The sequence below is a fragment of the Aquisphaera insulae genome, from assembly GCF_011064615.1.
Taxonomy (GTDB): domain Bacteria; phylum Planctomycetota; class Planctomycetia; order Isosphaerales; family Isosphaeraceae; genus Aquisphaera; species Aquisphaera insulae.
Genome location: NZ_JAALJH010000023.1, coordinates 33,048 through 55,134, shown reverse-complemented (window position 1 = coordinate 55,134; position 22,087 = coordinate 33,048). Strand labels below are relative to the sequence as shown.

The 22,087-nt window shown below is 69.0% G+C and carries 18 protein-coding genes; 15 read left to right on the top strand and 3 right to left on the bottom strand.

The genetic code is table 11. From position 1 onward, the window contains the following. Positions 1-372: 372 nt before the first annotated feature. From G6O54_RS14730 to lgt, 5 genes are all read left to right on the top strand, one after another. The gene (locus G6O54_RS14730) at positions 373-531 is read left to right on the top strand and encodes a hypothetical protein (RefSeq protein ID WP_165226406.1); all 159 of its coding nucleotides are present in this window, start codon (positions 373-375) and stop codon (positions 529-531) included. 1,433 nt (positions 532-1,964) lie between these two features. Continuing rightward, positions 1,965-2,333, top strand: a complete 369-nt coding sequence (locus G6O54_RS14725) for a (2Fe-2S) ferredoxin domain-containing protein (RefSeq protein ID WP_165226405.1) — start codon at positions 1,965-1,967, stop codon at positions 2,331-2,333. 428 nt (positions 2,334-2,761) lie between these two features. Next, positions 2,762-3,643, top strand: a complete 882-nt coding sequence (gene panC, locus G6O54_RS14720) for a pantoate--beta-alanine ligase (RefSeq protein WP_165226404.1) — start codon at positions 2,762-2,764, stop codon at positions 3,641-3,643. 13 nt (positions 3,644-3,656) lie between these two features. Then, positions 3,657-4,073 carry an aspartate 1-decarboxylase gene (gene panD, locus G6O54_RS14715; RefSeq protein ID WP_165226403.1) on the top strand — a complete coding sequence of 139 codons (417 nt, stop codon included), beginning with the start codon at positions 3,657-3,659 and terminating at the stop codon, positions 4,071-4,073. Between the two features lie 77 nt (positions 4,074-4,150). After that, positions 4,151-5,020 (top strand): prolipoprotein diacylglyceryl transferase, encoded by an 870-nt coding sequence (gene lgt, locus G6O54_RS14710; RefSeq protein ID WP_165226402.1) that lies wholly within the window; start codon positions 4,151-4,153, stop codon positions 5,018-5,020. 253 nt (positions 5,021-5,273) lie between these two features. Here lgt and G6O54_RS14705 read toward each other — a convergent pair whose 3' ends face one another. From G6O54_RS14705 to G6O54_RS14695, 3 genes are all read right to left on the bottom strand, one after another. Further along, positions 5,274-6,296: an AAA family ATPase gene (locus G6O54_RS14705; RefSeq protein WP_165226401.1), complete on the bottom strand. Its 1,023-nt coding sequence runs from the start codon at positions 6,294-6,296 to the stop codon at positions 5,274-5,276. Between the two features lie 87 nt (positions 6,297-6,383). Beyond that, positions 6,384-7,256: an FHA domain-containing protein gene (locus G6O54_RS38355; RefSeq protein ID WP_165226400.1), complete on the bottom strand. Its 873-nt coding sequence runs from the start codon at positions 7,254-7,256 to the stop codon at positions 6,384-6,386. A 289-nt stretch (positions 7,257-7,545) separates the two neighbouring features. Beyond that, on the bottom strand, positions 7,546-8,364 hold the full coding sequence (locus tag G6O54_RS14695) for a lipoate--protein ligase family protein (protein ID WP_165226399.1): 819 nt from the start codon (positions 8,362-8,364) through the stop codon (positions 7,546-7,548). A gap of 453 nt (positions 8,365-8,817) precedes the next feature. On the opposite strand from G6O54_RS14695, the gene G6O54_RS14690 reads away from it, so the two are divergent. The 10 genes from G6O54_RS14690 (at position 8,818) to G6O54_RS14645 (ending at position 22,061) form a co-directional block, all read left to right on the top strand. After that, positions 8,818-9,450 carry a hypothetical protein gene (locus tag G6O54_RS14690; protein ID WP_165226398.1) on the top strand — a complete coding sequence of 211 codons (633 nt, stop codon included), beginning with the start codon at positions 8,818-8,820 and terminating at the stop codon, positions 9,448-9,450. Positions 9,451-9,541: 91 nt separating this feature from the next. Continuing rightward, a complete protein-coding gene (locus G6O54_RS14685; RefSeq protein WP_165226397.1) occupies positions 9,542-10,069 on the top strand; it encodes a DinB family protein in 528 nt (175 codons plus the stop codon). A 90-nt stretch (positions 10,070-10,159) separates the two neighbouring features. After that, on the top strand, positions 10,160-11,170 hold the full coding sequence (locus G6O54_RS14680) for a DUF1559 family PulG-like putative transporter (RefSeq protein WP_165226396.1): 1,011 nt from the start codon (positions 10,160-10,162) through the stop codon (positions 11,168-11,170). A gap of 127 nt (positions 11,171-11,297) precedes the next feature. Continuing rightward, entirely contained in the window at positions 11,298-13,769 is a 2,472-nt protein-coding gene (locus G6O54_RS14675) for a PAS domain S-box protein (RefSeq protein WP_165226395.1), read from the top strand. A gap of 126 nt (positions 13,770-13,895) precedes the next feature. Beyond that, positions 13,896-14,465 carry a response regulator gene (locus tag G6O54_RS14670; RefSeq protein ID WP_165226394.1) on the top strand — a complete coding sequence of 190 codons (570 nt, stop codon included), beginning with the start codon at positions 13,896-13,898 and terminating at the stop codon, positions 14,463-14,465. Between the two features lie 255 nt (positions 14,466-14,720). After that, complete coding sequence (locus G6O54_RS14665; protein WP_165226393.1) at positions 14,721-15,959, top strand: hybrid sensor histidine kinase/response regulator; 1,239 nt, start codon at positions 14,721-14,723, stop codon at positions 15,957-15,959. Positions 15,960-16,043: 84 nt separating this feature from the next. Next, complete coding sequence (locus tag G6O54_RS14660) at positions 16,044-16,817, top strand: response regulator transcription factor (protein ID WP_165226392.1); 774 nt, start codon at positions 16,044-16,046, stop codon at positions 16,815-16,817. A 13-nt stretch (positions 16,818-16,830) separates the two neighbouring features. Beyond that, positions 16,831-17,745, top strand: coding sequence for a hypothetical protein (locus G6O54_RS14655; RefSeq protein ID WP_165226391.1), 915 nt, complete (start codon positions 16,831-16,833; stop codon positions 17,743-17,745). Continuing rightward, a complete protein-coding gene (locus G6O54_RS38835) occupies positions 17,735-18,994 on the top strand; it encodes a FliM/FliN family flagellar motor switch protein (protein ID WP_165226390.1) in 1,260 nt (419 codons plus the stop codon). The genes G6O54_RS14655 and G6O54_RS38835 overlap by 11 nt, the downstream gene beginning before the upstream one ends. Before the next feature lie 1,639 nt (positions 18,995-20,633). Further along, positions 20,634-22,061, top strand: coding sequence for an MFS transporter (locus G6O54_RS14645; RefSeq protein ID WP_165226389.1), 1,428 nt, complete (start codon positions 20,634-20,636; stop codon positions 22,059-22,061). Positions 22,062-22,087: the final 26 nt, after the last annotated feature.

The window sequence follows — 22,087 nt, the reverse complement described above, 5'->3', positions numbered from 1 at the left end:
GGTAATCCCAAGGCACCGAACGGCACAGCACCGCCACGACCACTCACTGCCCGTCAAATGTGCCATGCGTGACGGGCTGATCGCACCCGACTTCTCTGTCTTCGATTACGGATGCGGCCACAGGCGAGACGTTGGCCTTCTGGCCTCAAACGGGATCAAGGCTCGGGGCTGGGACCCGGGAGGATCATTGGCCACGAACTTAAAATATGGATCATCGACCACGTAGGGATCATTGGCCACGCGTAGGGATCATTGGCCACGAACTTAAAATGGGAAAATTGGTAAGGCGGGAGGAAGTGCCGGTTTTAGAGGGTTCGGACCTTGTAGCCGGAACTCCTTTCGAACCTTCCCGAAACCATCGGGGGCTCGGCGGTGCTCGGTTCAGCCGACAAGTCGGACGATCATGACGTGCGGCCTCAGGTCGACCCGAGCGGCATCCGCGTCGCCCGATACCTGACCGACCTGCCGCCGAGCGAGCGGCGAGAGAAGGCCCTGCACGAGTCCGTCCGCCGGGCTCGTGAACGATTTTGATCGAGGGCCGGCAGACTCCGGCCGATGATCCACTTGACCGCCCGACGCCGGTGCCGTCGTCGGGGAAGCCACCGAAGTGACGGCGGCCATGATCCCGGCGCCGTCCGCCTCGGGTCCGTCGACGCACCGAGCTGAAGCCGGCGCCGAGGTCCTCGGCCGACTTGCTGCTCTCGACCTCGATTTTCGGGATTCCTGAAACTGGCCGGCGACTTTTCGGGATTGTATTGAGTAGACGCGGCGCGAGGACGCGGGCGACTGCGCGCGCTCCGTGTTTCGATCGATCGACCTCAGGGCATGACATCCCGACGCGGAGGCTTCCGACGATGACGACCGAAGCCCAGGTTCAGGGGGACGGGCGAGACGGACGACCGGGGACCGAACCAGCAACGGGGCGGGGACGAGCCGGGGACGTCCTCGACGCCGAGGCCGCGCACGCGGAACGGCGGCGGGAGATCGCGGCGATGAAGCGGGAGTTGAGGGAGATCCTCGAGGAGCTCTGCCGGCTTCGGGGCGGAGCCGAGGACGGCCGGGGTTGGGACGCGACCCGGAACGGACGCGGAGAGAGGGTCGCGACCACGCCGGAAACGCCAGAATCACGCCATCAAAGCCAATCGAAAAATCGCGTTGAAGTCCATGATCAATCAGGACTTACGGTCGACGCGCCGGGGACTACGGCGCGACGAACAAAGCCAATTTGCCTCGGGGGGCTGGGGGTGGGCGAAGCGAGCGCTCGGCCCACGGGCGTTCGACGCGGGCAGGCCATCCCGGGGCGAAGGCGATCCCGTGGAGTCGCTTCGCTCCAGCACGGCCACCCAGACGTGGGCCGGCTTTCGCTCGCCTCGGGTGGGCGCCGCGTGGTCGAGACGAGGATCGTCGACCCGGATCGATGCCATCATAGCGGCACCGTCCCGAGACGTGGTGACGTGACCTTGGGGGGCTTGCCAGCCGGCACGGCCCGGCGTGACGACCCCGGGCTCCGGCGCCTTCTGCCGGGTGCGAGCCCCCGGGTGGCCGTGGTGGGACACCGCGGAGGGCGGGCCGTGGCGTCGGACCAGCTCGGCGTAAGGGACGCGGCGATCCCGTGGTGTTCCACCACGGCCACCCGGGGACCTCTCGTGCATGCAAGGGGGGTCAGGGTGAGCCCTCGCGATCGAAGAGGGTGCCATCAAAGCCAATCGCGAAACCGCATCAAAATCCTTTTCCAATCAGAACTTACGATCGACGCGCCGGGGACTGTGGCGCGACGAACAAAGCCAATTTGCGGGGGCGGGTGGACGGCGAGAGGGAGGGGCCGTGGGGATGGCCGTTGGGCCGGGAGCGGCCCGCAAGTGGTCTGCCGGGACCTGGCCGGCTCTGCTATCGTTGGGGCGCGGCGCGGACCACGGCTCCGGGGCGAACCTGGGGACGGTGCCTTACCGACATGGCGACGGCTCATGGCTTCATTCACGCACCACATCTTCGTCTGCGGCAACACGCGGGAGCCGGGGCACAAGCGCGGCTCTTGCGCCCCCGACGGCAAGCAGACGCTCAAGGATGCCTTCAAGGTCGAGCTGAAGCGGCGCGGGGTGGGCGCGACGACCCGGGCCAATCACGCCGGCTGCCTCGACCAGTGCGAGCACGGCCCGGTCGTGGTCGTCTATCCGACCGGGATCTGGTACGGACGGGTCACGCCCGAGGACGTGCCGAGGATCGTCGAGAAGACCATCCTGGGGGGCGAGATCCTCGGGGATCTCGTCATCGACGAGAGCTGCCTGAACAATCCGGGCTGCCCGCATCGACTTGGGCCGAGAGAGGCCTCGTGATCCGTCCACACCAGGGTTTCGGATTGCAGGACAGACAGCCATGCCCGTCGGCGATCCCGGAGGACAGGCATTCCTGCCTGTCCTGTCTCGATCCCAAAAACCAGCCCGACAGACAGGAATGTCTGTCCCCCGGCCAGGCCGACAGACAGGAATATCCGTTCCTCCGGCCAGGCCGACAGACAGGAATATCCGTTCCCCCGGCCAGGCCGACAGGCAGGAATGTCTGTCCCCTGGGCCTGGATGACAGACAGGAATGTCTGTCCCCCGGGGCAGGCCGACAGACAGGAATGTCTGTCCCCCGGGCCTGGAGGCGGAGATCTCGGAGGACAGGCATTTCGGCCTGTCCCGGATTCGAACTCGAAAACCAGGCCGTGACAGGGCACTCGCGAGGCGGCCGGCACCGGCGAGGGGCGTGGAGGGAGGCGGGGATGGCGGCGGGTTCGATCGATCTCGAGGTGGTCCAGACCGTGGAGGGCATCCGCGAGGCCGTGGCGCGGGCGCGGGGTTCGTCCGCGGGGCTGCGGGTCGGGTTCGTGCCGACCATGGGCGCGTTGCATGCGGGGCATGCCCGGCTGATCGAGCGATGCCGGGAGGTCGCCGATCGCGTGGTGGTCTCGATCTTCGTGAATCCGACCCAGTTCGGCCCGACCGAGGACCTGGCGAAGTACCCGAGGACGCTCGACCGCGACCTGGAGGTGGCCCAACGGGCCGGGGCCTCGGTCGTGTTCACGCCCACCGACGAGATCATCTATCCGCGCGGCAAGGCGGCGACGTTCGTGGAGGTCCCCGGGATCTCGCACGTCCTGGAAGGCGCGGTGCGGCCGACCCACTTCCGCGGGGTGGCGACCGTGGTCCTGGCCCTGTTCGAGATCGTGAGGCCGGACCTGGCCGTCTTCGGCCAGAAGGATTTTCAGCAACAATTGTTGATCCGGCGGATGGTTGGGGACCTGCACGTGCCGGTGGAGATCGTCACGGAGCCGACGGTCCGGGAGGCGGACGGGCTGGCGATGAGCAGTCGAAACCGGTACCTGAGCCCGGAGGAGCGGGCGGCCGCGACGGTCCTGCACCGGGCCCTGGAGGCGGCCCGAGCGGCGGTCCGGGGGGGCGAGCGCGAGGCCGGCCGGGTTCGACAGATCCTTGACCGGACGATATCATTGGAACGGCTGGCCAGCCTCGATTACGCGGAGGTGGCCGACGCCGATTCGCTCGAGCCGCTGGTCTCGATCGATGCGTCTCGACGTGCCGTCGCGCTGGTCGCGGCGCGGGTCGGGACGACCCGGCTCATCGACAATGCCCTGCTCGCGGAATGAGGTGAACTTGCCCATGCGGCTCACGGTCCTCAAGAGCAAGCTCCACCTCGCCACGGTGACCCGGAGCGACCTGTATTACCACGGCAGCCTGACCATCGACCCCGACCTGATGGAGGCCGTGGGCCTGATCCCCTACGAGGCGATCCTGGTCAGCAACGTGGCGACCGGCCTGCGGGCCCAGACCTATGTCCTGCCCGGGCGTCGCGGCTCGGGGTCGATCGAGCTCAACGGCGCGATGGCCCGCCTGGGCGCCGTGGGCGACCGGGTGATCGTCATGGCGTTCGCCGAGCTCGAGCCCGACGAGATCGAGGGCTATCAGCCGCGGGTCGTGGCGCTCGACCAGAAGAACCAGGTCATGGAGCGGGTGGAATACCCGCCGATCTCGCAGGCGTGCGACCCGAGCTTCTTCTCGATGCTCGAGCCGGGCTGAATTGACCGCGCGGCGGAGGCGAGCTGAGTCGCCTCGGCACGGCTCGACTCATCTCATCACCGGAGGATGGCGGGAGGATGCGACAGGTCCTGTTCACGATCCCGTTCCTGGGCTGGCCGGTCTTCGGATACGGGGCCATGCTGGTGCTGGCCTTCGTGGGTTCCACCTGGCTGGCCGCCTGGCGGTGCCGGCGCGAGAAGCTGGACCCGGACGTCGTCCTGGACATGGCCTTCTGGGTCTTCTTCATCGGCCTGGTGGTGGCCCGGCTCTTCTACTGCATCCAGTACTGGGGCGTGCACATCCACAGCCTGATGGAGGTCTTCCAGTACTGGAAGGGGGGGATCGTCTTCTACGGGGGGGTCCTCGGCGGGACGCTCGCCTTCTTCGTCTACCGGTGGTTCCGGCCCTTCCCGCTGCGACCTTACGTGGACGCGCTGGCGCCCTCGATCATGGTCGGGACCGGGTTCGGCCGGCTCGGCTGCTTCCTCAACGGCTGCTGCTTCGGGGACGTCTGCAATCTCCCGTGGGCGGTCTCGTTCCCCAAGCCGTCGCCCCCCTGGGCCTCCGAGGTGGACCAGAAGCTGATCCCGGCCGCCTCGTCCTGGTCGCTGCCCCTGCATCCGACCCAGCTCTACTCGGCCTTCGACGCGCTCGTGATCTTCGCCCTGTTGACGGCCTATTATCCGCTCCGGCGCCGGGACGGCGAGGTCCTCGGCCTGCTGATGCTGACCTATCCGATCACGCGGTTCCTGATCGAGTACCTGAGGAGTGACGAGGGGGACTTCTTCGCCGGGTTCACGATCTCGCAGAACATCAGCACCGTCCTGTTCGCCGGCGGCCTGCTCTACTGGGCGTGGCTCCGCCGGCGTCCGGTCGGACGATATGCGGATACCGTTCAGGCGGATGAGGAGCCGGTGGCGGTCGCGGGGGCGGGGGCGCTCGGATAGAGCCCTGTCAACGTCCAGGATTTGAGGTCGAAGGACAGACAGGAATGTCTGTCCCCCGAAGTCAAGGCCACGCGGAGGACAGGCATTCTGGCCCGTCCTGAACTCGACCCGAAGATCAAGCGGCGTGAAGGACAGACAGGAATGTCTGTCCCCCGAAGTCAAGGCCAGGCGGAGGACAGGCATTCTGGCCCGTCCTGAACTCAACCCGAAGATCAAGCTCCGACAAGGCAAGAGGCCGCTGTGGCGGGTCGGCTCACGGGACCGGGATGTGGTCGAGGATCCGGCCGAGGATGTCGTCGGCCGAGAGGCCTTCCGCGTCGGCCTCGTAGCTGATCAGGATTCGGTGGCGGATGATGTCGCGGGCGAGGCTCTTGACGTCGTGGGGGGTGACGTAGTCGCGGCGGCAGAGCAGCGCGTGGGCCCTGGCGGCCCGGATCAGCGCGATCGTGGCGCGCGGGCTGGCCCCCAGCTCGAGCAGCGGAGCGATGCCGAGGCCGTAGGCGGTGGGGTCGCGGGTGGCCCTCACGAGGTCGACGACGTATTCCTTGATCGCGGGCGCGACCCGCACGGACTCGGTCAGCTTCCGGAAGGAGAGGACCTGCGCGGGGCTGAAGATCGCCGGCTCGTCGCTCGTCCGCGATTCGACGTGGCTCGCCTCGGCGACGTCCGGCAGCTCGAGCATCGCCAGCTCGGAGTCGCGGTCGGGGTAGCCGACGACCAGCTTCATGAGGAACCGATCGAGCTGGGCCTCGGGGAGCGGGTATGTCCCCTCGTGTTCGATCGGGTTCTGGGTGGCGAGGACCCAGAACGTCTCGGGCAGGACGATGGTCTCGTCACCGACCGTGATCTGCCCTTCCTGCATGGCCTCGAGGAGCGCACTTTGGACCTTGGCCGGCGCACGATTGATCTCGTCGGCGAGCAGAACGCTCGTGACGATGGGCCCGGGGCGGACGTCGAAGGTCCCGGTGGCCGGGCGGTAGATCTGCGTCCCGGTCAGGTCGGCCGGGAGGAGGTCCGGGGTGAACTGGATCCGGCGGAAGGGGAGGTCGAGCGCATTGGCCAGGGCCCGGACGGCCCGCGTCTTGGCCAGGCCGGGGACGCCCTCGATGAGGACGTGGCCGCCGGCGAGCAGGGCCACGATCAGCCGCTCGAGCAGGGTGCGCTGGCCGACGACCAGGTGCTCGAGGCGCCCGATCAGTCTCTCGAGGCTCTCGGGGGCCGAGGCCGGGATCTCGCCGGTCGAGGCGATCGCACGCGAGGGATCATCGTTCACCATGAAAGAGTCGAGTCCCTCGCGAAGGCGACGGCGGGTCGAGGCCGGGCCCCGACCGGCGCCGGTCGAGGGGCCCGCGGCCGGGGATCGTCAGGACTTGGAGGCGCGTCGCCGCTCCATCAGCTTCCGGAGGATCTCGTTGGCGGCGTCGCTGCTGTCCTTGAAGGTCTGGTTGGCCGCGCCGGTGGTCGATGTCTTGGCGGGTTCCTTGTCCTTGTCCTTCTGCGCCTTCTTGGCGACGTAGAAGGGGTTGGACGGATCGACGAACTCCTCCTCGGGGTTCGACTCCGCGGCCTCTTCCTCGGCCTCCTCGGGGGCCTCCTCGTCGGCCTCGGGCTGCTCCTCCTCGGGTTCCTCCTCGGCCGCCTCGTCGACGGCCTCGGACTGGCGTTCGTACTCGGAGTCATCGGCCACGGAGGGGGGTCGATTGGTCGCCGCGGCGACGGCGGACTTGGAGGGTGCCGGTGGGGGCACCTGGGCATCCTTGAAGGCGGCGATGGTGATAGTGTCGCCGCCGTAGACGGCCGTGGCCTGGTCGGCCGAGTCGCCGCTGCGGTCGCCGAGCAGCCAGGAGTCGATGTCGTCGGTCGAGATGTCGTCGGGGGAGGCCGGCTTGGCGGGCTTCGCGGCCGCGGCCGTGGGGGCGGGCTTGGCGGCGGGTTTGGTCTCCTGGATCGCCACCGCGAAGGTGAGCGGGCCGACCTGGACGAGGTCGCGATCGTGGAGGGCGCAGGCGCCGGAGGTCAGTGCCTTGCCGTTGACGAGCGTCCCGTTGCGGCTCCCGAGGTCGCGGACGGTCAGCGTGTCCCCCTGGAGCTCGAACTCCGCGTGCTCGCGGCTGACCTGCTCGCTGGTGGGCCTCAGATGGCACGTCTCACCGCGGCCGATCTTGAACTTGGGCCCGGCCAGCGGGATCACCTTCCCTTCAGGCTTGCCCCGGACCACGACTAGCTGCACTTTCATGAGAACCGTCCTGACCGTTGCGGTCAACAACGATGGTGGCCAGCGTCAACACATGGGCGTCAGTGCGATCCACATCCACGGAAAAGTCGAACCGCCTACCGGGACTCGACCGCCCGGCGAGGCGATGTGCGGCCGGCCGCGAGGACCCTCGAGCCGAGGACGGGCGAGATACGGAAGCCGGGCGCCCGCGCTCGATGCATTGTAACTTAGTGTTTCGGACTTCCAAGGTCCCGAGTCGGAGTGCAAGCGCGAGATTTTCCGAATCTCGGGCCGGCGACCGGGGAACCGGTCAGTCGGCGACGGCCCTGGCTCGACGACGAGCGGCCGGGGACAGCCGGCCCGTCCAGGATGCGTCGCGGTAGATGGCCTGCTCCAGCTCACGCGCGCGGTCATGGAGACTCTCGGAGAGGGGGGCATCGGCCGGGATCATCGCGAGGTCCAGCACGGCCGCGATGCTCCGGGTGATCGGCTCAACCCAGGCTTCCGGGGTGGCATCGGCGTCGATCAGGTCGCAGATTCCGGGCAACTCGGGCGTTCGCTCGGATCGGCTGAGGAGGATGGACCCATGCTGCAAGACCGCCCCGGATCGTCTCCTCTGGGCGCTGCCGACCACCTTCGACAATGCGGCCACGATATCCGACGGATCGCGATCGGTAAAGCACAAAAAGGGGCGATGAGGCCGCCCGACAACGGGGGGCGCCGGGGCCGGATCGGGCTCCGCCTCGTCGCGCGATCGGGCGTCCAGCCCGCGGGCCCGAAGCTCCGCGACGATCGCCCCGTGGACGCCCCGGTAGAGCCACGGGCCAGGCAGTGCCCCCGGGTGGCCGGCCGGGAGGGCGAGGGCATAGGTGAGCTCCCGGTCGTGCCAGATCGCTCCGCCGCCGGTGGCCCGGCGGACCACCGGCGCCCCTCGCCAGCGGGGATCGGCCGCCACATCCTCCAGGTCCTGGAAGTAGCCGAGGCTGAGGGTCGCCGGCGACCAACCGTAGAGGCGGAGGTAGCCGACCTGGGGCGTCTCGCAGACCCGCTCCAGGAGGGCTTCGTCCAGGGCCATGTTGGCGGGCCCGTCCGCGGTCGCGAACGGGAGCAGGTAGCAGTCAAAACTCACGAGACCGGCCCCTCCAGTCCGGCCGGGGCGGGTCCGCTCGCCGCGACCGGCCCGCGCGGCGGACGCCCCTCCATCATGGCGGCTCGGGTCGACGGATGATAGCCCGGATTGACCTCGAGCGGCCCCCGGCCCGGCCCCCGATTCTCGGGCGGATTCTCCAGACGCTTGGCAAGTGATTTTTTTCTCTTACAATCTTGGACGCGATGCGGGGCTCGGGGGCTGGATGCGTCGAGGCGTGCAGGCTCGGACGAGGGCCCCGGGGTACGGTGATGTTCTTGTGTTCCTCATCCCCTTGCGGGCTCGTCGGGGCGATGCTAACCTGGTCTTGCATGGGGTTTCGATCGCATCCTCCGAGCGAGGGACCGACCGGGGCCGCCCCCGCCGCTCCCGTTCATCCGCACGCCCAGCAAGGCTCGATGGGACGCCTCGAATTCCTGGTGACGGAGCCGGCCGATGGGTGATTACCTCCGACTGTTGACCATCAACGATCGGGAGGTTCCTCTGGCCACTCTCCAGCGGGCCGTCCCCTTCGGCGCGGTCTGGTCCGTCGACCATCCCGGCACGCTTGGCAATTACCTCGCCATCGGGCCGGAGATCCACGATCTCCACGGTGTCTGGGCCACGGTCGAGCGCAATCCGGTCGCGCCGAACACATTGGGCGCGGAGGAGGTCGCGGAGTTCATCGACAGCCTGGAGTCGGGCGGCCCGCCGTCCGCCGTCCGCTGGCTGAGCGATTACCTGGAGACGATCCGGGCAATCTACGCGATCCGCATCTACCCCGAGTCCATCCTCAAGCACCCTGATGCGCTCAACGCCGTCTTCGCCGTGCGGAGCGCCCTGCATGACGCGGTGGGCGGGATCGGCCAGTGGGACGACCACGGCTTCACCAACGAGAATGACCACCTGGTGTGGTGCAATCCCGGGATGACCCTCACGGGGACCACTCAGGCGGCGATCCTGGACGAGTCCACGGGCGAGTGGGCCTCGTTCGAGCTCAATCTGGACGACCCCGAGGACCTCAGCGCCTTCGTCCGGGGCGAGATCCCCAGGCCCCGACGGCGGGGGATCGTCCGCCCCTCCTCCTGACCGAGCACCCGGCCGGCCCTCGATCCGGCCGGATCCCGTAAATCCCGCCGCCGCGTCGGAAGAGCGCCGTACCGAAGGAGCACCGAGCCCGATGCCGCCGACCGCCTCCCGACCCGGCCCCAACGAGTATTCCGCCCCCCCCGGTGCCTACATCGACCTGGTCTCCGAGGACGACGTCCTCGCCGCCATGGAAGCCGGCCTCGAGGGCACGACGACTACCTTCCGGCGGCTGTCCGAGGCCGAGTCCCTGGTGCGGCACGAGCCCTATACCTGGAGCCTCAAGCAGGTGCTCGGGCACATCGTCGACTGCGAGCGTGTCTTTGGGTTCCGCGCACACGCAATCGCCCGCCACGATCCCGCGGAGCTTCCCGGCTTCGATGAGAACCTGTACATGAGCCATTCCGAATTCGATCCGATCCCCCTCGCCGCGCTGGTCGACGAGTACGAGAACGTCCGGAAATCGCACCTGGCCTTCTTCCGCCACCTGCCGGCCGGGGCCTGGACGCGGATCGGCGTCGCCAATGGCAGTCCCATCAGCGTCCGTGCCCTCGCCTTCGTGATCGTCGGCCACGAGCGGCACCACATGAGGATCGTCGCCTCCCGGTTGGGGAGGTCTTGACCGAGTCGTGGCCGCGGCTCGACCCGGCCCGGAGAAGGACACCGAGTCTCGATGCTCCGACCGCGTTCCAGGGCCTGGAGAAGGTGCTCCATGTCGGACAGGACTGGCCGTCGCGGCTTCACGCTGATCGAGTTGCTGGTGGTCATCGCCATCATTGCAACCCTCGTCGCGATCCTGCTCCCGGCGGTGCAGGCGGCCCGAGCGGCCGCGCGGCGGGCCCAGTGCACGAACAACCTGAAGCAGATCGGACTGGCGCTGCACAACTACCACGCCTCGATGGGCACCTTCCCGGTCGGTTTCCTGTATCCAACGGGCAGCGTCCCGGCGACGACATCGCCCCTGCAATACCGCTGGTCGGCGCTCGCGCAGTTGACGCCGCATCTGGAGCAGGCCGCATTGTTCCACGCGATCAATTTCGATTTCCCCCTGGCCTATCGCCCGTCCGGAGCGACGGCATTCTGGCCGTTCTATCCGGCCAACACGACGGCGATGGCGACGCGGGTCGCGGGGTTCCTTTGCCCGAGCGACGGCGCACCGGCCCCGGCGGAGGACTCCGGGCCGACGAATTACGTCTTCTGCACGGGCGACGGCTCGAACGGCGGGGATGCGACCGACGCGCCCGGGGTCTTCATCCTCGGCCGCGCGATCTCGCTGGCGAGCCTGGTCGACGGGTCGAGCGGGACCGTCGGGGTCTCGGAGCAGCTCCTGGGCATCGCCGGGCCATACACCCAGACCACGCCCACGCCGGTCCCCTCGCCGGAGGCCCGCGCCTTCGCCCGGGTCTCCTCGGGACCCCTGACCGACGGGGCCTGCGCCCCGGCGCCGGCCGGATGGCTCCTGAACAAGGGGGCTGGCTGGTGGGACGGCAATTACCTGAACACGCTCTTCAACAACCATGAGCCGCCCAACGGCCCGCGGCCCGACTGCATCACCTATCACAATCCCGGCTGGAAGGCGGCTCGCAGCCTGCATCCGGGGGGGGTGGACGTGCTCTACTGCGACGGCCACGCCTCCTTCGTCCGCGACACGATCGACCGGGCGATCTGGAAGGGCGTCTCGACCCGCGCCGGAGGAGAGGTGATCTCGAACGGCATGGACTGAGCAAGGGTCCGCCTGATTTCCCGCGGACCCGCCGCGGATATAATGAGATTGTGGCGGACGACCAGTCGGCTCGCCGCGGGGACCCAATCCCGTGATTCCTTCTCCCCAAGCGGATCACCCGACGAGGATGGCGAGCGACGGCGGCGCCGAGCCGCCACGCAGCCTGCCCGCGCGGGCGCTCAGCCAGTTGCTGGACTCGAGCCCGCAGCCGTTCGCCGTGGCCGACCTCGAGCAGCGGATCATCCACTCGAATCGGGCGTTCGAGGAGCTCCTCGGCTACCCAGCGGGCCAGCTCCTGGGGATGCGAGTGACCGATATCACCGCCTCCCAGCCGGAAGAGGTGACGCGGCACCAGCACGAGGCGATCGTCGAGACGGGGAAGAACCAGCGGATCCTCAAGGAGTATCGCCGCCGCGACGGCGTCCCCGTCCGCGTCGAGGTCATGGCCGATGTCTTCCGGGATGACGAGGGGCGGGCTGTCGGGGTCTATTGCTTCGCCACGGATATCACCGATCGGCTCCGCGCGGAGGAGGCCCTGCGCGTCTCCGCGGCGCAGTATCGCGAGCTCTACGACGGCGCGCCCGTCGGCTACATCGAGATCGACGGACGGCTGCGGATCCTCAACATCAATCGGACGGCCTGCGAGATCCTCGGATACGACGGCGATCGGCCGACGGGCCTGTCGGTCCTGGACCTGATGGAACCATCCTCCCGGACGGCGGTGGAGGCATCGCTCGACGAGAAGCTCGTCGGAGATTGCCCCCTGCTCCCCCACGAGGAGGCCTTCCGGACCAGGGACGGGCGGCGGATCGTGCTCGAGATCCAGGAGAGTGCCGCCCGCGATTCGGAGGGCCGGGTCACGGGGCTGCGGTTCGCGATCCAGGACATCTCCAAGAGGAAGGAGGCGGAGGCCCGACTCATCGATTCCGAGCGTCGGGCGCGGATCCTCTTCGACGGCATCCACGACGCGGTGTTCCTCCACGATCAGCACGGCCGGATCCTGGATGTCAACCCGGCGGCCTGCCGGATCCTGGGGTACACCCGCGACGAGCTGCTGGGGATGACGACCAGCGAGATCGACAGCCCGGACTTCGCCGCCGGCTTCGAGGAGCGGCTCCGACGCCAGCTCCGGGAGGGGGAGCTGAGCTGCGAGGGCCTCCATCGCACCAAGTCCGGGCGCCTGATCCCGGTGGAGGTGACGAGCTCGACCGTGCGGATCGACCACCAGACGGCGATCCTCTCGATGTTCCGGGACATCACCGAGCGGAAGGCGCTGGAGCGAACCCGACGCGATTTCGCCGCGGCCCAGATGCGGAACGCGCAGGAGATGGAGCGTAAGAACCGCGCCCTGTCGGAATCCGAGTCGCGCTACCGGCAGCTCGCCGAGGCCAGCCTGGACGGGATCGTCGTGGCCGACGAGGAGGGCCGGATCTCGCTCTTCAATCCGGCGGCCGCGACGATGTTCGGCCACGACCGCCTGGACGTGGTGGGGGAGCCGCTGGTGGACCTGATCCCGGGCCTCGCGGCGAGCCCGGACGGGGCGGAGACCTCGGCCCCCGAGCCCGACGGCGACGGCCAAGCCGGCCTCCTGTCGGCCAACGTGGGCCGCACTGTCGAGCTGATGGGCCGTCGCAGCGACGGGACGGAATTCCCCCTGGAGCTGTCGCTGAGCCGCGTCGAGGTCGACGGCCGGCCGCAGTTCCTGGGCTCGATCCGCGACCAGACCGAGCGGCAACGGATGCGGGCGATGCTCGCCCACACCGACAAGCTCGCCTCGATCGGCATCCTGAGCGCGGGGATCGCCCACGAGATCAACAACCCGCTGGCCTATATCCTCAACAACCTGGCGGTCCTCCAGCGCGAGGTGAAAGGGCTGCAGGAGATGATCCGGCTCTACGAGTCGGCTCGCGGGGCGATCTCCGCGGCCGACAGCCAGGTCATCTCGAGGATCGACGACCTGGCCGAAGAGATCGACTGGGCCTACCTCCGGGACAATCTCGAGCCCATGGTGGAACGGACTCGCGCCGGCGTCCAGCGCGTGGCGTCGATCGTGGGGAAGATGCGAGGCCTGGCGCGGACCACGCCGCCGGAATGGCAATCCGTCCCGCTCTCCGAGCTGACCGAGGGCGCGCTCGAGATGATGCGCGGTCGCCTCAAGCACGAGCGCGTCGAGGTCGCCGTGCGGATCGGCGACGTGCCGAAGATCGAGTGCGTCCCCGATCAGATCGTCCAGGTGCTGCTCAACCTGCTGATCAACGCCCTCCAGGCCATCGAGGCGACCGGCCGCAAGGAAGGCGGCCGGATCGAAATCGAGGCCGCTCCGTCCGGCCCCTGGATCCGGATCGAAGTGCGAGACAACGGGCCGGGCATCCCCTCGGAACACATCGAGCGGCTCTTCGACCCGTTCTTCACCACCAAGCCCGTGGGGGAAGGGACGGGCCTCGGCCTGGCGATCAGCCATGGGATCATCACCGGCCACGGGGGACGGATCGAGGTGGATAGCCGGCCCGGCCAGGGGAGCTGCTTTCGCATCCTCCTCCCCAGGCGGCCGCAAAGACGCACGACGTCGACGGCGGTCGGCGTACAATCCACGCCGTAAGTTGCATGACCGGCGGCGGCTCGCGTGATAGAATCTCCCGATCCGACGGCCTGGGGCGCGGATGTCGCGTACCCACCCGGAGGATCGACCTCGGTGACACCCCGCGGCAAGAGGGCCACCCCGACCATGCCGAGCCCCAAGCATTGCCTCCTGGTCATCGACGACGAGCCGCACGTCTGCGACTCGGTGCACGACCTCCTCCGCCGCGAGTTCAAGGTCCTCAAGGCGCATAGCGCCGAGGAGGGCTACGAGATCATGCAGCGCGAGGAGGTCCACATCGTCATGTCGGACCAGCGCATGCCGCAGATCTCCGGCGTGGAGCTGCTCACCAAGCTCAAGGCGAGACATCCCGGGGCCATTCGGATGCTCTTCACCGGCTTCGCCGACCTGGAGTCGGTGATCGCCGCCATCAACCAGGGACATGTCTTCCAGTTCCTCCGCAAGCCGTGGCAGCCGGAAGAGCTGCTCGCGGCCGTCCGCCAGGCCGCCGCGGAGTACGAGCGGCTCGAGGATGCCGCCCGCGAACGCGAGGAGCTGATCGCCGAGATCCGCGACCTCAAGGGCCGCTTCGCCACGCTCGAATCCCAGGTCCGCCTGCTCTCGTCGGCACGGTTCCCGCTGACGGACGCCACGGCGTTGCCCGGATCGGGAGACTCGGGAGGAGACGGTCCAGTGTCGCCCATATCGTCAAACTAGGCGTTGACTCGCAGCCTATGGCCGAGCGGATGAAAAGCCACACGGAGCAGTAATTCCCAACCGCACGATGACTTGAAACCGTATTATGATAGGTCACGCGGAATGGAACCCGCCGGGCGTCGCGTGTCGACCATCCGGCAGGCTCGATGGCATGGGCTCGAGACGGTCCGGCGCGAGATGGCCGGGTCCGAAATTGAGGTCGGTCATCGAGGGTCCCGAAGGACGGGAGCCATTCCTCGGGTTCGGAGCGAGCGGATGGAGCAGAGGCGGCACACCCTACTGATCGTCGATGATGAGGTGGATGTCCTCGAGAGCTTGAGGCATCAGTTCCATCGTGCGTACCGCGTGCTCACCGCGACCTCGGGGGACCAGGCCGTCTCCCTGCTGGAACAGAACCAGGTCCATCTCATCCTGTCGGATCAGCGGATGCCCGGCATGCAGGGGGATGCCTTCCTGAGCCGCGCCCGCCGGATCCAGCCGGATGCGATCCGGATGCTCTTCACCGGCTACGCGGACATTCAGGCGGTCATCAACGCGGTCAACGAGGGGCACATCTTCCGCTACATCCTCAAGCCCTGGGACACCGTCGAGCTCGAGGGGATCATCCGCCAGGCCGCCGACCAGTACAACCTCCTCGCCGAGCGGAAGCAGCTCATCGCCGAGCTCCAGGGGGCGAATGCACAGCTCGTGCACGCCAACGAGGAGCTGGCCCAGGCCGGCCAGCTCAAGACGGCCTTCATCGAGGTCGCCAGCCACGAATTCAACACGCCGATCACGCTGGTCCTGGGATTGACGGAGCTGCTCCGGCTGTCGAACCCCGACCGGACCGATGACGATCAGGAGATCCTGCGACAGATCACCGCCAGCGGCCGGCAGCTCGCGCGGCTGGTCACCAACATGCTCACGCTGCTCCGCGCCGAGGACTTCCGCCGGACCCTGCTGCGCCGCCCCGTCGACCTCGGGAACCTGATCCGTGAGGTCCTGGACCAGGTCGGCCCGTTCCTGGTCGCCAGGCAGATCCACCCGGCGGTCGACATCGCGCCCGACCTCGGGATCTTCGAGATCGACGCCGACAAGGTCTCCATGGTCCTGGTGAACCTGATCACCAACGCCATCAAGTTCACGCCCGACGGGGGCACGATCGAGCTGATCGCCAGCCTCTCGGGCGACGATGAGGCGTCCATCTGCGTCCGCGACTACGGGGCGGGACTGGAGCCGCAGGCTCTCAAGCACCTGTTCCAGCCGTTCTTCACCCAGTTCGATCCCAGTCGCCATTCCTCCGGGGATTTCGGGTTCAACAAGCGAGGGCTGGGCCTGGGCCTGAGCATCGCCAAGCAGTTCGTGGAGATGCACGAGGGCCGGATCACCGTCGAGAGCACCCCGGGACAGGGGACCCGTTTCCTCGTCGAGATCCCCCGCCGCGTCAGCCCGGTCGTCGACGATCGGGCGAGTACCCCGCCGACACCGGCCCCGTACCAGGAGGCCTCGACCTAGGACGAGGGAGACGGCGGGCCGGGCCATGCCGGCCACCTCCGCCTCACCTCGCCGGTCGCGTCGTCACTTTCGCGAGATGCTCCGATGCCAACCGCGCTGATCGTCGAAGACGAGCCCGAAGCGAATAAGCTCCTGGGTATGCTCGTGAAGCTACGAGGGTTCCAGATCCTCTCCGCATTCTCCGGCAAGGATGCGCTCCGCCAGATCGAGACCGGCCGCCCCGACGTCGTCCTCCTGGATCTGATGCTGCCGGACCTCAACGGCTACGAGATCTGCAAGTCCCTCAAGTCGGTCCGCGAGACGAGCCTGCTCCCGGTGATCATCGTCACCGCCCGGATCGCGGCCGAGAACCGGATCGAGTGCTTCGCCCAGGGCGCCGACGACTTCATCGCCAAGCCCTACACGCCCGAGCACATCTTCCAGGCACTCCAGCGGGCCGGACGCTGGGATGCCCTCTGTCATCAGGATGTCGTCCGGGGAGAGATCACGCTCGACCGGAAGCGAGACGAGGGCGAGATCCTCAGGCTCCTCGGCCAGCTCCGGAGCCTGGTCTTCGCCCGCAGCGGACTGAGCGCGGACCAGGTCCACGCGATCGACGCGGCGATCCGCGAGGCCCTGTTCGCCCCCCATGACCGCGCCGGCGCCCCGGGCGATGACGTCGATCGGACGCTCTCTTACAGCCTGGATCAGGCTCGCCTGGAGCTGCGTTTCCGGGGCTCGGAATCCTGGGTGCGACGGATCGAGGGCCTGTCGCTCGACCCGTGCAGCGCGGTCTACCTCGCCGGCTTCGACCGGATCGAGATCGACGGAATGCCTCCGTCGGCCGTGCTCACGAGGGAGCTAACTCACGCCGACTGAGGGGCCTGTCGCCTTGGAACCCCATCGCACCGTTTCCGCTCGCACCGTCGTCGACGCCGGGGTCGCCTCGGAGCTCGCAGCCCTGGCCTGGAGACCGTCGGGCTCGCCGGACGGGCGTGCCGCGGCGGCCATGGAACGACTCCGCGACGCCCACCGTGCCCAGGCTCGCCCCGATCTCCGCCGCGTCCATCCGAGCTGGCTCCGGCGCGCCCTCCAGGATGAGTCGCCCGCGGTGCGCTGCCTGATCCTGGCCCGCGGGATCGACCTCGGCGACGGCCGCGGCGCGTGGGCCGGGGCCGGCGATTCGCCCGCGGAGGCGGCCGTCGCGTGGGCGTGCTCGCTCTGGACCGAGCGGCTGGTGGGGGGCGAGCCACCGGACCCCTCCGAGCCCGCCGCGATCCTCGCGCTGACCGATCAGCCGCCATCCGACGTCTTCCGGCTCGCCTTCCTCGCCGGCGTGGCGAAGGCCGCCCTCGCCGGTGATCCCCAGGGATGGCTCGCCGACCGCCCGGCCTGGCGGGAGCACGCGGCGTGGTTCAGGTCGAGGTTCGACGCCGTCCTCGGCGACCGCGAGACCCGGCCCCGAGCCTGGGCGGCGCGGGAGCTTCCTTCTCCCGGTCGCACCCCATCCTCGGGCAAGGACGCCGAGATTTCACCGCGGAGGTCCCTCGCATCGCTCGGCCTGGTCTCGCTGGCGAGACTCCTCGTCGCCTGCGACCCCCACCGCGTCCGCTGGGCCTTGCAGCATCTCCCCTATCCCGTCGCCAAACGCATGCGGGGGCTGATGGCGGCGGCCGGAGCGATCTCCCCCGGAGTGAGCGACATCGAATTGCTGATCCTGGAAGCGGCCCGGGCGAGGCTCCGGCGGCAGCCATCGGCCCCCACGGCGAGAGTCGCACCTGATCGGGAGGCCGAGCATGCCGACTGAGGCCCGCGATCCCCGGTTCGAGACCCCTGATCCGGACGACTCGCGCCGATCGCCCGTCGTGGAGGAGGTCTGGTCGTGGCTCCCTCGGCTGGGATCTCGCGACGTCCGCATCGCGAGCCGACTCCGCCGCTGGTCATCCGCTTCCGGCACCCTTGCCTGGCTGGACCGATTGCGCGCCGAGTTCAACCTCGATCTGGTCCTCGGCGAGCCGGAGGCGGTCTGGCGGGCGTCGGGCCTGCTTCGACCGGGCCTGATCGCCCAGCTCCGCTGGCCGCGGCTGGGGACCAGGCTGGGTATCGGGCTGGATGTCCCGCTGGCCCATGCGGTCGTCGATCAACTCCTGGGTTACGAGCGACCGCTCGCGGAGACCCGCCTTCAGATCTCGCCCGTCGAGTGGGGCATCTGGGGCTACCTCGCCACCCGCACCCTACAGGTGATGGCCGAGGACCTGGGGTGGCGATCGGCCGGCTGGGATGCGAGCGAGCTGCGGCTGGATCGCGTTGGCCCCGACCCGTTCGATCCGGATTCCCTGGGCGCGATGGTGACCATCTTCTGCCCAATCCGGATCGGCGGGACGAGCGGGACGGCCCGCGTCTGGATCCCGGAGCAGGCCCTCGGGGAGATCCTCGGCGGCGTCGGGGGGACGACGGGCGGCGCAGGGCAAGGACGGTCGACGGTCACGCAGTCCCTCTCATCCCAGTGGGTGGCGCGGGCCGGCCAGGTGGCCATGCCCCTGGGCCTGCGTCGACTCCGAGCCGGCGGCGTCCTCCCGCTGGCCGAATCTCGCCTCGCCGGGACTTCTCAGAGCCCGGAAGGGGAGGTTCGGCTGGCCTGCGACCTCTCGGGCTCGGGAGAGTGCTTCTCCTTCCCCGCCATGCCCGTGGCCGGCTCCGGCGGACGGCTCCTCCGACTCTCCGGCCCGCTCGAGTGCGAACGCCGAACCCGTGAACCCTTGAACCTGGGGATGAACGCCAAGATGACCGGTGAATCCCGCCCCCCTGCCCCGGCCGCCCCGGTCCCGCCTCAGGCGGATCCGCTGGACGTGCCCGTCACCCTCGCGGTCGAGCTCGGCCGCGTGAACCTCTCCCTCAGCCGCCTGGCGGACCTCAAGCCCGGCGACGTCGTCGAGCTCGGCCGGCACAGCCGGGAGCCCGTCGAGCTCACCTCCAACGGACGCCTCGTCGGCCGCGGCGAGCTCGTCCTGATCGACACGGAGCTGGGCGTCCGGGTGACCCACGTGTTCCTCTGAGATCGACCGGATCTCGATGGGAAGGACGAACTGCACCGTCGCCTGCAGGGCCAGCACCTGGAACCCGAGCAGGGCCGCCGTCACGGCCAGGGCCGGCGGCCCCGCACCGAGGCGGTCCATCCCCGCGCCGGCCGCGAGGAGCAGCGGCGGCAAGTAGAGGATCCAGAGCCGGGCGACCTCTCCCATGTTCCGGCCCAGAACGTTCAGGAGTAGCAGGACTCCGAACGCGATCAGCGCCGCCCGCGGTGCCCGCCGGCCCGCCGCGAGGCCGCAGGCGAGCCAGACGGCCGCGGGCAAACCGAGGGCAACGGCCGTCTCGACGGGGTTGATCAGCAGCCAGGCCAGGTAAGTCCGCGGGAACTGGTCGTAGAACCCGGCGTGCTTCTGCACATTCCACCACCAGATGACGATCGGGTTGGCCCCCGTGATGGCCCAGCCCAGCGCATTGAGTGCCAGGAACCCGATCCCCACGGCCGCGATCAGGGTGCGTTTCCGATTCCGGTCCACCCCCGGGGCCGCTGCGATCAGGAGCCCCACGACCAGGCCGGCGGGCAGGAACGCCAGGGTGAAGAAGTTGCCGAAAGCGAGGACCAGGCCGCTCGCGACCGCCAGCGCCGGGCCCCGCCAACCCAAAGTCGCGACCGGGCGTGCGGCCCATGCGGCCAGGCAGGCGGCCAGCGTGGAGAGGAAGGGGTAGGCGGTGTCGGCGACCGGCTGGAAGAGGTTCGGGGCGCTCGCCAGCGGCCAGAGCGCCGCGGCGGCCCATGCGGGGCCGGCCGCGATCTCCGAGCGGCCCAGCAGGTAAAGCGGCACGACCGTGCCCGCGCAGGCGAGGAGGGTCAGCAGGCTGGTGAGGTAGAGGGCCGCGCGATCCGGACGCGAGAGGGGATAGCGCGTCGCCTCCTCGAAGAGTCGAAGTCCCATCGTCGTCGCCCTCGGCGTGAAGCGCTCGACGGCGTCCGCGACCCCCGGGTGCGCCTGCATCGAACTGAGCAGGACGCATTCCAGGGCGATCAGGCCGGGGGGATGGGTCCCGATGTGGAGGGTGTCCTGCTTTCGGATCCACGCTGGATAGTCGGCCAGGAACTTCCAGGGATCGCTCGCGGCCTGCTCCCGAGCGATCCGATGATAGCCGGAGGAGGAGATGGCGAAGTTCACGTAGCCCCACCGCTCGAGCCCGAAACCGTCGGCCGCGCCGGTCGGGAGGATCGCCTGGATCGCGATCGCCGCGAACAGGAGGGCGGCCAGCCAGCACGCCTCGCGGAGCCTCCCGGGCGGGCGACGGCCGTCGGTCAGCGACTTCAGGCCGAACGCGGCGAAGACGCCGTAGCCAACGACCGCCAGGGCCGCGAGCGCCGGGGCGATCAGGGTCTTCGGGGCCGGTGCCGGCAGCCAGACCCACTGGCCGGGAATCCCGAGCGGGATCCACCGGCGGGCGACGGCGGCCGCCAGGAGGAGGACGAGGGTCGTCTGCACCAGGAGCAGGAGGAGGACGCGGATTCTCATGCCCCGATCTTAACGCGTGCGATCGCACGCGTCATGCGGTCGTCCTGCCGACGCTGGCCGGTTGCCAGCCGGCGCCGGTCGTGGTCTGATCTTGGGGCGTTGACGTTCCTCGCCTCGCGGAGGTCCACCCCCCATGCACATCGACGACCCGGCCGGAAGAGCGACCTCGGAGAACCAGGCCCCCCTCGGGGCGGCCCCGTGGTGGCGAGGGGTGAACCGTTACCAGTGGTTCGTCTTCGTGGTCGCCTCGCTCGGCTGGCTCTTCGACACGATGGATCAGCAGCTCTTCAACCTCGCCCGCAAGCCGGCGGTCACGAAGCTGCTCGACGCCACGCCCGGCGACCCGGCGACGGCCGGCATGGTGGACGCGTACGGCACCAAGGCCACCTCCGTCTTCATGATCGGCTGGGCCCTCGGCGGGATCGTCTTCGGCATCCTCGGCGACAAGATCGGCCGGGCCAAGACCATGATGCTGACCGTGCTTTGCTACTCGGCCTTCACCGGGTTGAGCGCCCTGTCCCGGAACTTCTGGGACTTCACCTTCTACCGGTTCCTCACGGGCCTGGGGGTGGGGGGCCAGTTCGCGGTCGGGGTGGCGCTCGTCGCCGAGGTCATGCCCGATCACGCCCGCCCATACGCGCTGGGCAGCCTGCAGGCCCTCTCCGCGTTGGGAAACATGCTGGCCGCGACCTGCGGGATCGTGCTGGGGAAGCTGGAGGAAGCCGGTACGATCGGGAGTGCATGGCGGGTCATGTTCCTGATCGGGCTGGCCCCGGCCCTGCTGGCGATCCCCATCTTCCTGCGACTCAAGGAGCCGGAGCGCTGGAAGGCCGCGGCGCGGGAGGAGGAGGACGACGCGGCCCTGGCCGGGGACCCGAAGACCGTCCACAAGCTGGGCTCGATGAGCGAGCTGTTCACCGATCCGCGATGGCGGCGGAACACGATCGTGGGGATGGTGCTGGCCTTCGTCGGGGTCGTGGGGCTCTGGGGGATCGGCTTCTTCAGCTTCGACCTGATCCGCTCGGTCTTCCGCAAGCACTTCGAGGCCCAGGGCCTGACCGCCCAGCAGATCGCCGGCAACCTCACCCTCTGGACGGGGATCGCGTCGCTGGTCCAGAACGCGGGGTCGTTCCTGGGAATCAACGCGTTCACCTACGTGACCGCGCGGATCGGCCGGCGGCCCGCGTTCGCGATCAGCTTCCTGCTCGCCGCCGTCGCCACGGCATCCACGTTCTGGCTGCTCAACGACTTCTGGCAGATCTTCGTGCTCCTGCCGATCATGGGCTTCTGCCAGCTCGCCCTCTTCGGCGGCTACGCGATCTACTTCCCCGAGCTCTTCCCGACCCGATTGCGGAGCACCGGGACCTCGTTCTGCTACAACGTCGGCCGGCTCGTCGCCGCCTCGGGTCCCTATCTCCTTGGCCGGCTGACCGACCAGGTCTTCGCGGGCTATCCCGAGCCGATGCGATACGCGGGGATCGCCATGTGCTCGGTCTTCTTCCTGGGCCTCCTGGTCCTCCCCTTCGCCCCGGAGACCCGCGGCCAGCCGCTGCCGGAATGACGATCCGGGGCAGAGGCGTGACCGAC

Bases quoted from the DNA above. Each gene is read 5' to 3' on its own strand.
- G6O54_RS14725 (WP_165226405.1), top strand. From the start codon at position 1,965: ATGGCTTCATTCACGCACCACATCTTCGTCTGCGGCAACACGCGGGAG.
- panC (WP_165226404.1), top strand. From the start codon at position 2,762: ATGGCGGCGGGTTCGATCGATCTCGAGGTGGTCCAGACCGTGGAGGGC.
- panD (WP_165226403.1), top strand. From the start codon at position 3,657: ATGCGGCTCACGGTCCTCAAGAGCAAGCTCCACCTCGCCACGGTGACC.
- lgt (WP_165226402.1), top strand. From the start codon at position 4,151: ATGCGACAGGTCCTGTTCACGATCCCGTTCCTGGGCTGGCCGGTCTTC.
- G6O54_RS14705 (WP_165226401.1), bottom strand. From the start codon at position 6,296: ATGGTGAACGATGATCCCTCGCGTGCGATCGCCTCGACCGGCGAGATC.
- G6O54_RS38355 (WP_165226400.1), bottom strand. From the start codon at position 7,256: ATGAAAGTGCAGCTAGTCGTGGTCCGGGGCAAGCCTGAAGGGAAGGTG.
- G6O54_RS14690 (WP_165226398.1), top strand. From the start codon at position 8,818: ATGGGTGATTACCTCCGACTGTTGACCATCAACGATCGGGAGGTTCCT.
- G6O54_RS14685 (WP_165226397.1), top strand. From the start codon at position 9,542: ATGCCGCCGACCGCCTCCCGACCCGGCCCCAACGAGTATTCCGCCCCC.
- G6O54_RS14680 (WP_165226396.1), top strand. From the start codon at position 10,160: ATGTCGGACAGGACTGGCCGTCGCGGCTTCACGCTGATCGAGTTGCTG.
- G6O54_RS14675 (WP_165226395.1), top strand. From the start codon at position 11,298: ATGGCGAGCGACGGCGGCGCCGAGCCGCCACGCAGCCTGCCCGCGCGG.
- G6O54_RS14670 (WP_165226394.1), top strand. From the start codon at position 13,896: ATGCCGAGCCCCAAGCATTGCCTCCTGGTCATCGACGACGAGCCGCAC.
- G6O54_RS14665 (WP_165226393.1), top strand. From the start codon at position 14,721: ATGGAGCAGAGGCGGCACACCCTACTGATCGTCGATGATGAGGTGGAT.
- G6O54_RS14660 (WP_165226392.1), top strand. From the start codon at position 16,044: ATGCCAACCGCGCTGATCGTCGAAGACGAGCCCGAAGCGAATAAGCTC.
- G6O54_RS38835 (WP_165226390.1), top strand. From the start codon at position 17,735: ATGCCGACTGAGGCCCGCGATCCCCGGTTCGAGACCCCTGATCCGGAC.
- G6O54_RS14645 (WP_165226389.1), top strand. From the start codon at position 20,634: ATGCACATCGACGACCCGGCCGGAAGAGCGACCTCGGAGAACCAGGCC.